A 13,147-nucleotide genomic window follows, 5' to 3' on the forward strand; every position below is an offset into this window, starting at 1 on the left:
TTAATGCTTGAATTATTATTCATGGATTTTAGCCGCCTCTAGCGATGAGAAAAGCTTCAGCAACGGAGCCGAGAGCCAATACGGGAAAGAAAGTTAACGCGCCCATAATCAAAATCACACCTGCGGTAACACTGGTAAATAGAACCGTGTCGGTACGTAATGTACCTGTGGTCATTGCCACGGGTTGCTTGCGCGACATACCATCCGCTAATAAAAGCAATGCGACAATCGGCACATAGCGTCCACCTAAGAGGCTCACCGAGGCACTTAGGTTCCACCACAAAGCCGTAGGCGCAGGCTGGCTATTGCCCAAACCAGCAAAGCCCGAACCATTGTTTGCCGCCGCCGACGCATATTCATAGATGACTTGCGTCAATCCATGAAACCCAGGATTGCTAATTCCTGCTAACTGGTCGGGAAATGCTAAGGCGATCGCGCCAGGAATAAGTATAAAAATGGGATGGATCAACAAAATCAAGAAACTGGTCAATACCACTTCATTCTTCTCAATCTTGCGCCCCAAAAATTCTGGAGTTCTACCAACCATTAGCCCAGTCACGAATACGGCTAAAATCGAATAGGCAAATAGGTAAGCCGTACCCGTGCCTTGCCCTCCCCAAATAATTTGCAAGAACAGATTGGACATCGTAATAAAAGCGCCACTGGGCATGAGCGAATCGAACATCGCATTGACAGCACCAGTCATCGTTCCTGTGGTCGTCACTGAAAACAAAGCCGTCTGTGCCCAGCCAAACCTGATTTCTTTACCTTCAAAGTTCGGACTCTGTTTGCCTAGAACGGCATTAACCAGAGAATTACCTTGATATTCGCCAATCCCTGTAACAATAATGAATCCCACAAAGATAATAAACACCATGCCAAACAATAACCACGACATTTTGCGATTATTGGCAATTTCTCCATAGGTAAAAATTAGCGCTGTCGGAATGGAAATCATCGCTAATGTCTGAAGAAGATTGGAAAATCCATTGGGATTTTCTAAGGGATGGGCCGAATTAGCGGCAAAGAATCCACCGCCATTCTCGCCAAGTTGTTTGATGAACTCGAAATGGGCAACTGGGCCCAAGGCGATCGCTTGGCTGATGCTCGGATCCTCTAAAGTGGGAACAACCACTGGAGCCGATAGGGTTTCAGGAACACCTGAAATAATCAAAGCGATCGTACCGATAATACTAATCGGCAAAAGAATGCGCGTAATTGACTTAATCAGATCGACATAGAAATTTCCAAGCGATCGCCCAGTCAACCCACGAATAAAAGCGATACCTACCGCAATACCCGTAGCCGCAGACACAAAAAACATAAATCCCAATCCCAAAGTCTGCGTAAAGTAACTCAGGGTAGTTTCACCAGCGTAATGCTGTTGGTCTGTGTTAGTAATAAACGAAATGGTGGTATGTAAGATCGTATCCCAGCTTGGAGCGCCCATTCCCGTTGGGTTGAGAGGGAGAACGCCCTGAAAGTTCATAATCAGCACCAATATTACCGCCATCGCCAAATTGCTATACAAAATCGCGCGGGAATATTGCCAGCCCGTCATCGGAGCAGCTACTTGCCGATTACTCTGAATACCACTGAGATTAAATAGCAAATTCTCTAATGGGTTTAAAACTGAGTCCAGTAAAGTCTTTTGTCCCAGAAACACCCGTGCGATGTAACCGCCCAAAATTGGGGCGATCGCCACAATCAGCACCAGCGTCAGTCCAATTTGAATCCATCCTTGTAGCATTGATAAATTCCATCTAGAAATAGCTTGGATGAAAAGATCATCAGGCATTTTCAGAACTTTGTATAGGTATAACTTTCCGTTTAGGCATCTCTTTTCCCGTTACCAAACACCCGCTCGCAGCCCAAACCCAAGAGTAGAAGCTCAATCACGCAATATCCGAACAACCTCAGATGCAAAGTTTCATCTCAAAACTTATCATTCTCAATCCAAGGTGTTTAGAAAGCGTTTAGGCTAGCTAAACACTTTCTATATCTTGGATATATTGATTTACAGAAATTGTCGGTGTTACAGTTTGGCAATTGATTTAAGCCTGCTAATTGAGTATGTCAGTCTAATTCGGCAATTCCTAATGTATCTATGCCATGGATGTCTACCCCTCCTCTAGTACTTCTAAAGGGATATCTGCATATCCCTTTAGAAGACAGCATCATGCTAATTTAAAGCCATACCAGCTCTTGCACAACCGCTATCGCATTCTCTATCATCTTGGTGAAGGGGGATTTGGAAAAACATTTCTGGCGGTTGATGAATTGCAAATTCCACTTCAATGTGTCCTCAAGCAACTTCTACCACATCGAGCAATTGATCGCTCTACAGCCCTAATCCTCTTTAATCAAGAAGTCCAACATTTAGCAAGGCTCGGCGAACATCCGCTAATTCCTAAGCTATTAGACAGTTTTGAGGAAGATGGAGAATTCTTTATCGTGCAGGAGTGGGTTGATGGATGGACTTTAGAACAGGAGGTTAGGGGTGCGATTCCATTCCACGAAACATTTCATGAACCATTCCATGAAATAGAAGTGCGGCAAGTTTTGCAAGGATTGCTCCCAATTCTGCAATATCTTCACGATTGCCAGATCATTCATCGCGATATCAAACCCGATAATATCATTCGTCGATCATCCGATCGGCAATTGGTACTGGTGGATTTTGGGGCTGCCAAGCAAGTTGCCAATATCCGTCCAATGTCTCAGGGAACGCTGATTGGGAGCGTGGCATATGCAGCCCCCGAACAAATTCGAGGACAGGCGATGTTCGCTAGTGATTTATATAGTCTAGGGGTCACCTGTTTGTATTTATTAACGCAAACCAATCCCTTCGATCTGTACGACATTGGGGAGAATGATTGGAAATGGCAAGCATATTTGCGCCAACCCATTAGCCCTAACCTCAAGGATATTCTCTGTAAATTATTGCAACCTGCTATTAGGCAACGCTATCAGTCAGCAACAGAAGTCCTTACCGACCTAAATGCTTCAATGGTTGATTCCGTAAAATCAACTGGCGATCGCCTATCCCTTGAGATTAATAGTTTTGACCGCAACCGTCATATTAATCATATTAATTCCAGAGTTTCAGAGCAAGCAACGGATCTTTCTCCTCCTCCAATACCAGAAGTAAAACTTTTTGCAGAGGATCTAGCCTCGATTGCATCACTTCCCTTCATGCAGCGGTTGATAATTGTGAGCATCGGGTCTACTTTGATCAGTTTGGCGATCGCTTGTATCGCATTTTGTTTGAGCATAATCCTTTCTGTACTCGTTCCGCTCCAATCTAATGGTGCAAACCAATCAAAGAGTAACTTCTTTTGGGGAGCGATCGGAATCATGGGTTTAGTCGGGTTAGGAGTATTGGGAAACAAGCCAGTTTCCACTTTAACCAAAGCCCCAATCCCTCCCAATGACAAAATTGATTAAGTAGTTCAGCTCTTGGGGTTTGATTTGTCCTAAGTCAAGTGACTGTAGCTATAAACTAGAAAAAGCTATAGAGTTATTTGAGATTTTATGTCACCGTCACCAGTATCTAATCAGCGATCTATCCCTTGGAGATCGCCTTCATTTTGGATGGTTGGCGGATTGTTTACAATGGTGTTCGCCTTAGAGTATGCTACGCCGCCAGACTATGTGATGAGCTATCTATATATCAGTCCGATTCTAATTGCCAATTCGCGACTGAGCCGCACAGCCTCTTTTCTACTGATATCAGCCGCAGTTATTTTGACATTACTAAATATTTGGATTCCCAATAATCCAGAAATTCATGGATCGATGGTAGTAAATCGCATAGTCACCATCTTTGCACTAATCGTAACGGGGCTTTTGAGCGATCGCTATAGTCAAATCCAACAAACTCTATTCCAGCAGCAGTCAAAGCTGCAATCCCAAGAAAGAATTATGAATGTGCGCGAAGATTTTGCCTCTACGCTAGCGCATGATTTACGAACTCCATTACTCGGCGCGATCGAAACTCTACAAGCCTTCGATCGTGAGCTGTTTGGCAATATTAGTCTCAAACAAAAAACTGTCTTAGAAACGATGATTCGCAGTCATCAAAATAGTTTGAAGCTAGTTGAAACTCTCCTTGATGTCTATCGCAATGAAACCGAAGGATTGCAATTAAAAGTAAGCCCGACTAACCTCGCAGTTTTAGCGGAAGAAGTTGCCGCATCAATGGTGCATTTGTCAACCAGTCGCAGTGTCTATTTGAATTTGCACTATGGCGATTCCGAATTTCGCAAATTTCTATGGGTAAATGGCGATGCTTTTCAATTAAGAAGGGTTTTCACAAATTTACTGACCAATGCGATTAACCATTCCCCCAGAGGGGCTAAGGTGGAAGTAATACTTGAAACGCAGTCATCCTATCAGCTCGTTCATATTGTTGATTTTGGCGCGGGGATTAAGCCCGAAGAAAAGCCCTATTTGTTTGAAAGGTTTTACCAAGGTCAAAGCGATCGCTTGGCTACGGGTTCTGGGCTTGGGCTATACCTGACCCGTCAAATTATCGAAGCCCATGGCGGGACGATCTGGGCAGAAAACCGTATGCCCCACGGAGCTGTCTTTGCCTTTCGTTTACCAGCCTTACCCTTTTCATCGCAATCCACGTAAATCTGGAAACGTTAAGATGAATGGCGGCGCTTCGCGCCGCCATTCATCTTATACCAAATCACAAAATGGCGTAGCCATTTTGTGATTTTAAAACCCTTACTAGGTTTGCTTTTCAATTTCCAAAAGTGTAGCTACACTTTTGGAAATTGGTATTACGTGGATTGCGATGAAAATTACGGTAATACCCTTGGCGACAGCTAAATCAAACCCTGACAGATTTTGAGATTCCCAAGATGGCATTGCCATTTTGGGAATTGTTAGACGATCAGGAAGGGTGGCGCAAAGCGCCACCCTTCCTGATCGTCTAAAGTCTTTCCTTAATTCGCTAAAATCCCCTAAATATTGACATCCATTTAACTACATAAAGCCGCAAAATATTTTTGGTAGGAATAATAAGTAGTTCGGCATAATTAAAACCAAAACCAGAGAGCATACCGCCCGCGTAGCGGGCGGTATGCTCTTCTAGGTTTTAAGTTTACTTATGCCTAGCTACTTACAAAGAAAAGCACTGTAAAGCCTGTCGTCATCCCCTGCCAACAAGCCTTAGGAAAAAACATGACCTTGGATCATCTGAGAATACTTTTAGTGGAAGATGACGAACTATTTCGTCTCGGACTACAGGTACGACTGCAACAGGAAAGGCAAATAGCCTCTTTAGTGGAGGCAAGCGACGGAGAAACGGCGATCGATCTTGCAAAACAACAGCCCTTCGATCTCGTTCTTCTCGATATTGGCTTACCAGGGCTAGGTGGCTTGGAGACCTGTCGCCAACTCAAACTCAATCATCCCAGCTTACCAATTTTAGCCCTAACTTCTCGTAACGAGCGATCGCTGGTTTCGCGTTTAGTCACGGCAGGCGCACAGGGCTATTGTCTTAAAGGGGTTGCTGCGGAAACGTTAATTCTGGCAATGCGATCGGTAGTTGCTGGGGCTTCTTGGTGGGACGCAAATGCCACCGCTGAAATTCATAATATTTTTCAAAACCAATCCTCCGAACTAACTTCAGAGGATACATCTGGAGCGAGGGCAAATCTTTTAACCCGCAGGGAAAAAGAAATTCTCCTCTTAATTTCTGAGCATAAAACCAACCAAGAAATTGCCAATCTGCTCTATATTTCTGCTGGCACAGTACGCGTGCATATTCACGCGATCCTACATAAATTTGGCGTAAGCGATCGCAAACAAGCGATTGCCTATGCTATTCAGAACGATTATTTATAAGGAAAAAATTTATATGGTAAGGATAGGCGGCGCTTTGCGCTGCCCATTCTTACCATACAAAACTACCCCCCTATTTCTCTAGTGGCTAGGAAAAATCAAAACCCCAAAGATAGGTGGCAGCGCGGAGCGCTGCCACCTATCTTTGGGGTTTTATGTTCTAAGCAAACCTTACGTTGCTATATTAAGCAAAATGAGACCGATTTTGGCAATCGAGAGATAATGACAGAAACTAAAGCATTGACATACGCCTACTATTCTGGATGCGTTGCTAAAGGTGCATGTAAAGAGTTACATGCCTCCACCACAGCGATCGCTCAAGCCTTAGGTATTGAACTAGTAGAACTGCACAAAGCAACCTGTTGTGGTTCGGGAACCTTCAAAGAAACTGATGAACTCATGGAGGACGTAATCAATGCCCGCAATATTGCCCTCGCCGAAGAATTAAATCTCACGGTAATGACGCAATGCAGCACCTGTCAGGGAGTACTCGGTCGCGTCAATGATCGGCTCAAAAGCGTCGATACCGATCGCAAAGAAGAGGTAAATGCAATCCTTAACACCCAAGGACATCATTTCCAAGGTTCCACCGAAGTTTTGCATTTACTCTGGATTTTGATCCGCGATTACGGATTGAAAAGACTTGCAACTAAAGTAAGCCGATCCTTAGCCAATTTAAACTGTGCGGCTTTCTATGGTTGCTATTTATTGCGATCTCAAACGGTTACTCGTTTTGACGATCCTTTCCGTCCTGAGTCTTTGGAAAATGTCTTTCGTACCGTCGGAGCAACTCCTGTCTATTATGAAGGTCGTGTCCAGTGCTGTGGCTGGCCGATCTCCAGCTATGCACCTAAAGAATCTTTCTCGATGGCGGGCAGACATCTTACCGCCGCGATCGCGGCTGGCGCGGACTGTATCGTGACTCCCTGTCCCCTATGTCATCTCAATCTCGACTCACGACAACCCGAAGTCGAACAAGCGATCGGTCAAAAACTGGGAATTCCCATATTGCACCTACCCCAGTTGATCGGACTAGCGATCGGACTCGATCCTAAAGTTCTCGGTCTAGATCGTCACATTGTCTCTACCAGTTCTGTTTTACAAAAACTCGCTTTGCTATAGCCCTGAAAAATTTTAAAAGCCCAAAAGTAGAAGCCTTGCGTAGCAAGGCTTCTACTTTTGGGCTTTGAGCAAGATTTGATTTGCCCTACAGCGCTTCGTGCTCAAATCCAAATCAAGAAGGTTTTCAAAAGTGTTGCTTTGCAGCATTTTTAAAAGGTTTCTTGTAGTTATTTTTTATGGGCAAAGAGAGAATCGAACTCTCATGACATCGCTGTCGTCAGATTTTGAGTCTGATGCGTCTACCAATTCCGCCATTCGCCCTTTTTTTCAAGATTTATATCTTACACTGAAGATGGCGCATCTTGTCAAACTATTTTTGCAAATATTTTTTTGATGTTTTTCCAAAGGCTCGCACTTCTATAGCTGTCGCTCAGTGGAGAACCTAAACCGTAAGAATTGACTGGCGGCGCGAAGCGCCGCCAGTCAATTCTTACGGTTTGATTTGTCCTAAATCAAATGACTGTAGCTAAATAACTCAGAAAAGCTGCGGTGCACGCGCAACGTGCACCGCAGCTTTTAGGGTTTTATATGTTAATTAATAGTAATTGCGATCGCTATAATTTACTAATTTCACTAATAACTAAGAGATAGATTGACCTATGGCAAAGCTAGAGCGCCTCATTATGATGGCGGAAGATGAACTAGTGCAGTACAGTACTCCCGCCCGTAAAATCGAAAAACTGCGTCAGAAGATCGGTCTATTGCTAAATGTTGCCGAACAAAAGCAAGTCAAAGCCGAACTACTGGCAACCCTACCCACCAATGATATTAGCCAAATAGTTGAAAAAAATCGTCAAACTGTTTCCTTACCTTTTTGGGGCATTGCGGGACTAGGACTACTATTGGGGATATCAATGAATCAACCCGTCGATTTTATTGCCACTATTATTGGCACAATTATCGCGATCGCCTTACAGAAATGGGGTTGGCAACTTCAAGCCAAACGCCTCGTACTTCAGACCATTGAAGATATTGAAGAACGTACCAAACAGTAATTGAATGCGATAAGTTGCTATATATAGCAATCCTAAAGGGTTTGTGGAAGCGCACCCCTTCGGGGTGCGCTTCCACAAACCCAAAAATCTATAAATGATTTAGGACTGCTATATTAAAAGACTGCGTTGTTTACGCAGTCTTTTAATATACTCATAGTCAATGCTACAAGTTGCCCTCATTTATCCCGAAATCCCGCCCAATACTGGCAATATCGCTCGTACCTGCGCCGCTACAAATACACACCTCCATTTAGTAGAGCCTTTAGGCTTTGAAATTAACGATCGCCAACTCAAGCGGGCGGGTATAGATTATTGGGAATATGTAAACGTTACAGTCCATCCAAACATTGAATCTCTACGCCAAGCATCTCAAGATGCTCGATGGATCTGCTTTAGTACTCGCGGAGCCACAAACTTTCGTGAATTTCAATTTCAAGATGGGGACTGGCTCCTATTTGGTAGTGAGTCAAAGGGATTACCCGAAGAAATCGTCATCAACAATCCTGCGGTGTATATTCCGATGGAACATCCTAAAGTCCGCAGCCTCAACCTGTCAGTAAGCGCTGCCCTCGGATTATTTGAAGCCCGCAGACAATTAGGACTAAATTAGAACGCTCAGCCCCAAGGGTTACCAATTTTTACTTTTTTTACTTTTTTTTACTTTGAGGGTTTAAGTAACTAAGGAATCATAAGTTGCTTTAAATCCAGCATTCTGTAAGGACTTAACGGCAGTTTCTTCATCCTCGACCCAGAACTGATTGCCGAGGCGGACTAGCTTGGGCATATATTCGATCGCAGCAATGACGGGAATTTTAGCCGACCGATCGGGTTCGTTTTTGTTGTAACTAGAATTGCCATTATGGGAATTACCTTGGGAGAAATTACCATTATTCGGATTGGGATTTAAAGCCTGTTTGAGTTGTTCTAAAACTTGGCGATCCCTTGCCTGCTCGCGAGTAAGCTCAACTCTGACCATCCTTACCGACTCAATTGGCTGCATATTATCCACAACCAATTGCGTCTGTTCGTCGCGGCGATCGATTTTTCCCCACACCATCAAGCGTTTGTCTTTCTCAAGCAGATGTTTCACCTTATCAAAGGTTTTCGGAAAAACTACAGCCTCCGTACTGCCCGTCAGATCTTCAATCTGCAAGATTGCCATGCGATCGCCTTTTTTAGTAACGACTTCTTTGATATCCAGAATTAAGGCGATCGCCGTAACCATTTTGGTTTCTGAAGAGTCAGGAATATCGCAAAGATTAATGGGAGCCATTAATTTTGCCGAACGACTAACTCCATTCAGAGGATGATCGGAAATATAGAAGCCAAGTAATTCCTTTTCGAGCCGTAGTTTTTCTTGGGAGGAATAGTCCTGCACGGGGGAAGACTTGGGAGCGGTATCAAAGGTTTTAGTATTACTACTTTCGCCAAAAAAATCAAAAAGATTACCCTGTCCCGAAGCTTGCTCCTTAGCACGGCGCGAAGCCCATTCCATTGTCATGTCCAAATCATTCATCAATTGATGACGATTGGGCTCGAGCAGGTCGAGGGCTCCCGTCTGAATTAATGCTTCTAAGGCTTTTTTGTTAAGCGATCGCGAATCCAGACGGCTACATAGATCCGCAAGCGAAGTAAACGCTCCTCCGTCTTGCCGAGCCTGTAAAATCGCAGCGATCGGTCCCGCACCAAGATTTTTAATCGCCGCCAAACCAAATAAAATTTGCTGCCCGCGTGGGGTAAAATCTTCCCCCGAACTATTCACATCAGGCGGAACCACAGGAATCCCCATGCTACGGCAGTTGGCGATATATCGCTGCACCTTGTCTTGGTCACCACTGACCGAGGACAGCAGCGCCGCCATATATTCAACAGGATAATTTGCCTTGAGATAGGCAGTCTGGTAAGTTACATATCCGTAGGCTACACTGTGAGACTTGTTAAAGCAATTTGAGGCGATGTAACCATTAGCTAATAAAAAATTATGATCACGAGCTAAGCCAATATCGAAAACACATTGCCCCCCCAACGATTTGCGACTGACAATTTTCATTTTGATGATTTACTTTGTAACTTATTTTTTATGACTTATTTTTGTTGAGGCTTATTTTTTATGACTCAAAAAGTAAGCCTCAACAAAAATATATCTGCCGTTAAGTCATTTCCCGATCTAATGAAATAAGGAGTTGTATCCTCAACCCGCTACACCTCACTTGCCTGAAAACTTCTACAAACAGCAGATATATTATTCAACCCAACTTAATAATTTGATGGATTTTAGTGGATTTTCAGTGGATTTTTTTAGGGCATTTATGGCTCGAAGCCTTCTAGTTCGGGCACTTCCGCCACTAAATGCACGCCTTGAATGTAAAGAGAACGACCATATTTACCAACATTCTCTAATCGCAACTTACCACCTTGCTTTTTGGCTTGAACGGCCATATCGATCGCCGCACCTACACCTCTACTGACAATCTTGGTCACTCCTTCAAAATCTAAGACTATCGCTACTAGCTTACGATCGATAAACGGTTGTACAGCTTGTCGGAAATAGGGCACTGTGGTTACACTCAAAGCACCATTCAGTTTGAGAATAACTTGATCGCCGTCAATTTGTTCGACGATCTTGAGTTCATCTTGTAAAAATGAGGAATGAGTCATGATTGGAGAATGGGTTTGTGGACAGACAGAAACTTACTCATGCGAACGGTTGTACCTTGATTAGTAGACTCGATCTCGACCTTATCAACCAGTGCTTTGATCATATGTATACCAAAACCACCGTTTTTGACACCAATCTCGGATATCAAATCAAAATCAGGAGGTGGCACACTATCAACATCAAAACCTGATCCACGATCGTGGACTTCTACAACTAGGCTAGTATGTGCCGCGAAAACTACAACTTCCACGTCAAGATCAGATGTACTGTAAAGAACTGCGTTAACTAAAGCTTCCGTAAGAGCTTGTACGACATCTTGCACAGCATCGGGACTAAACCCCATTTTTGTAGCGAGTACTTCGACCGCTGCGATGGGAATGTCCTCGATTCCCTCAACGGGTGGAATTGAGATTCGCAGCTTTAAAGGCTTCTCACTCATGGGGAGTCATTCTGTAGCTTTGATTAGCTTTGCCAGATGTAATATACCACACGTTTTTAGCCTATGTTAGCAAAACCAATTATTTTTTGATAAAGCTTTGACAAAAAATTGCGCAAATCCAATTGGGTTAAGGATTACAGATATCGTCAATTCTCAAATCACAATTGCAGATTTATATTAGCAAAAAACTCTAAATTGCTAAAGCAATATTTCTCTCAAAGTTAGCTTAACATCTATTTTTTATATCTCTAGCAATTCTAAATGATTTAAGAAATTTACTCATATTTGTCGCTAATACCAATTCCCAAAATGGCAACGCCATTTTGGGAATCTCAAAACCTTACTGGAATTGAGGTTTAATTCACAAAAGTGATATCAGTCATGCGTTCCCGAACTTCTAATCACTTCAGCAATCGAGGCGATCGAGGCGGAGGCAATAATTAGTAATACGCTTAGGGCATTTAATTCTGGTGTTACCCCCCCATTTCTGAGGGAGGAGAAAATTGCGATCGGTAATGTGGTGGAACCAACGCCTGCGGTAAAATAGGCAATCACAAAGTCGTCCATACTCAGGATAAATGCGAGGAGACTGCCCGACAAAATCCCTGGCAAAAGCTGTGGGAGTAAAACTCGAAAAAATGCTTGGACGGGAGTAGCCCCCAGATCTAGCGCCGCCTCCTCTAGTTTCGGATCGATCGTCGCAAGTCGGCTGGAGACAACTACGGCAATATAGGCTAAGCAGAAAACAATATGGGCAATCACAATTGTGACCAGACTGAGTTGAATCTTGATCGCCGCAAAAAATACAAGGGTTGCCACTGCGATCGCAATGTCAGGAATAATTAAGGGTAGGTAGGTGGCTCCGCGATAGAGATTTTTTCCTGGAAAATAATACCTTGCCAATCCGACGGCGGTGAGCGTCCCAAGGACGGCGGCGACGGATACTGCCGTTAAGGCAACGCTTAGGCTATTTTTTAATGCTGCTAATAGGGTAGGATTTTGCAGAAACTTGGCATACCATTCCCAAGTAAAACCCGTCCATTGTGATGGGGAAGGAGATTTATTAAAACTAAAAATAGTCAGAACGGCAATCGGCAAGTACATATACAGAAAGGCAATCAAGGCATACCAAGTTTGCCAACGCTTAATGGGAGCCGCATTCATTTCATTCGCCATCACTCACCACCCTGCGATCGCCATATTTGAGTAGCAAAGCAATGACAATTGTCACCGCAAGGATCAAGACCATACTCAAGGCGGAACCAAACCCCCTGTTACTACTTGCCCCCAAAAATTGCAATTCTATAATCGAGGCGATCGTCCGACTTCCGGGCCCGCCCAAGAGTTGAGGATTTATATAATCACTAAAACTAGTAATCGACACTAACGCAAGTCCCGCAATAATTCCTGACGATACTTGGGGGATAGTAATCTTCCAAAAAGTTTGGCGCGAATTCGCACCAAGATCGGCGGCGGCTTCTAATAAGCGCAGATCGAGGCGTTCGAGCGAGGTATAGAGCACCAAAACCATATAGGGCAGATAGGTATAGATCATGCCAATAATTACACCCTCAGCTTTGTTCAGGACATTGATCCCTGATAGCCCCAGAAAATTTAAAAAGCTATTTAAAACTCCTGTGGGACGCAAAATGGTAATCCATGCATAGGAACGCAGGAGGGATGAAGTCCAGAGGGGCAATACAAATAGCACAAGTAAAATGTTCCGCCAACGCTTAGGCACGATCACGGCAAGCCAGTAAGCCACGGGAAACCCTAAGAGCAAACAAAAGGCTGTCGTAATAATTGCATACAGCAGCGATCGCCATACCACTACAAGATAGATAAAGTTACCACCGACGTACTCAAATACTCTTTGGTAGTTATCTATGCCAAACGAAGTTTTCCCAAAGGGGACAAAGCTTTGAATTAAAATAAAAACAGTTGGGACAATAAGAAATGCCACCAGCCAAAAGCCACTGGGGAAAAGTAATGCTAAGGGCTCACGCCATGTCAATCGCCGAACTGCTTTGGAGTTTGGCTCGCGTTTAGTCTCTGAGGGGCTATTCACAGGCATAG

The 13,147-nt window shown here is 43.8% G+C and carries 12 protein-coding genes and 1 tRNA gene; 6 read left to right on the top strand and 7 right to left on the bottom strand.

What is annotated here, in order from left to right; all coding sequences use genetic code 11:
- Positions 1-28 precede the first annotated feature (28 nt).
- Positions 29-1,750, bottom strand: a complete 1,722-nt coding sequence (gene kdpA, locus PseudUWO310_RS08650; RefSeq protein WP_142600302.1) for a potassium-transporting ATPase subunit KdpA — start codon at positions 1,748-1,750, stop codon at positions 29-31.
- A gap of 362 nt (positions 1,751-2,112) precedes the next feature.
- On the opposite strand from kdpA, the gene PseudUWO310_RS08655 reads away from it, so the two are divergent.
- From PseudUWO310_RS08655 to PseudUWO310_RS08670, 4 genes are all read left to right on the top strand, one after another.
- Positions 2,113-3,447, top strand: coding sequence for a serine/threonine-protein kinase (locus tag PseudUWO310_RS08655; RefSeq protein WP_142600280.1), 1,335 nt, complete (start codon positions 2,113-2,115; stop codon positions 3,445-3,447).
- Between the two features lie 87 nt (positions 3,448-3,534).
- Positions 3,535-4,638, top strand: a complete 1,104-nt coding sequence (locus PseudUWO310_RS08660) for a sensor histidine kinase (protein ID WP_142600281.1) — start codon at positions 3,535-3,537, stop codon at positions 4,636-4,638.
- Between the two features lie 555 nt (positions 4,639-5,193).
- Complete coding sequence (locus PseudUWO310_RS08665) at positions 5,194-5,859, top strand: response regulator transcription factor (protein ID WP_142600282.1); 666 nt, start codon at positions 5,194-5,196, stop codon at positions 5,857-5,859.
- A gap of 219 nt (positions 5,860-6,078) precedes the next feature.
- Entirely contained in the window at positions 6,079-6,978 is a 900-nt protein-coding gene (locus tag PseudUWO310_RS08670) for a CoB--CoM heterodisulfide reductase iron-sulfur subunit B family protein (RefSeq protein ID WP_142600283.1), read from the top strand.
- Positions 6,979-7,155: 177 nt separating this feature from the next.
- Here the strand turns inward: PseudUWO310_RS08670 and PseudUWO310_RS08675 are convergent.
- Positions 7,156-7,239 (bottom strand) — tRNA-Leu (locus tag PseudUWO310_RS08675).
- A gap of 338 nt (positions 7,240-7,577) precedes the next feature.
- On the opposite strand from PseudUWO310_RS08675, the gene PseudUWO310_RS08680 reads away from it, so the two are divergent.
- Together PseudUWO310_RS08680 and PseudUWO310_RS08685 are read left to right on the top strand one after the other, a co-directional pair.
- Positions 7,578-7,973, top strand: a complete 396-nt coding sequence (locus tag PseudUWO310_RS08680) for a hypothetical protein (protein WP_055077620.1) — start codon at positions 7,578-7,580, stop codon at positions 7,971-7,973.
- Between the two features lie 160 nt (positions 7,974-8,133).
- Positions 8,134-8,583 (top strand): tRNA (cytidine(34)-2'-O)-methyltransferase, encoded by a 450-nt coding sequence (locus PseudUWO310_RS08685; protein ID WP_142600284.1) that lies wholly within the window; start codon positions 8,134-8,136, stop codon positions 8,581-8,583.
- 60 nt (positions 8,584-8,643) lie between these two features.
- Here the strand turns inward: PseudUWO310_RS08685 and PseudUWO310_RS08690 are convergent, their stop codons facing one another.
- The 5 genes from PseudUWO310_RS08690 to PseudUWO310_RS08710 form a co-directional block, all read right to left on the bottom strand.
- Positions 8,644-10,023 carry an OB-fold nucleic acid binding domain-containing protein gene (locus PseudUWO310_RS08690; protein ID WP_142600285.1) on the bottom strand — a complete coding sequence of 460 codons (1,380 nt, stop codon included), beginning with the start codon at positions 10,021-10,023 and terminating at the stop codon, positions 8,644-8,646.
- Positions 10,024-10,280: 257 nt separating this feature from the next.
- A complete protein-coding gene (locus PseudUWO310_RS08695; RefSeq protein ID WP_009626015.1) occupies positions 10,281-10,631 on the bottom strand; it encodes an STAS domain-containing protein in 351 nt (116 codons plus the stop codon).
- On the bottom strand, positions 10,628-11,071 hold the full coding sequence (locus tag PseudUWO310_RS08700; protein ID WP_009626013.1) for an ATP-binding protein: 444 nt from the start codon (positions 11,069-11,071) through the stop codon (positions 10,628-10,630). The genes PseudUWO310_RS08695 and PseudUWO310_RS08700 overlap by 4 nt, the downstream gene beginning before the upstream one ends.
- 375 nt (positions 11,072-11,446) lie before the next feature.
- Positions 11,447-12,247 (bottom strand): ABC transporter permease, encoded by an 801-nt coding sequence (locus tag PseudUWO310_RS08705; protein WP_009626012.1) that lies wholly within the window; start codon positions 12,245-12,247, stop codon positions 11,447-11,449.
- Entirely contained in the window at positions 12,237-13,145 is a 909-nt protein-coding gene (locus PseudUWO310_RS08710) for an ABC transporter permease (protein ID WP_142600286.1), read from the bottom strand. The genes PseudUWO310_RS08705 and PseudUWO310_RS08710 overlap by 11 nt, the downstream gene beginning before the upstream one ends.
- Between the last annotated feature and the right edge of the window lie 2 nt (positions 13,146-13,147).

Origin of the sequence: Pseudanabaena sp. UWO310 (genome assembly GCF_006861605.1) — a bacterium.
Classification (GTDB): domain Bacteria; phylum Cyanobacteriota; class Cyanobacteriia; order Pseudanabaenales; family Pseudanabaenaceae; genus Pseudanabaena.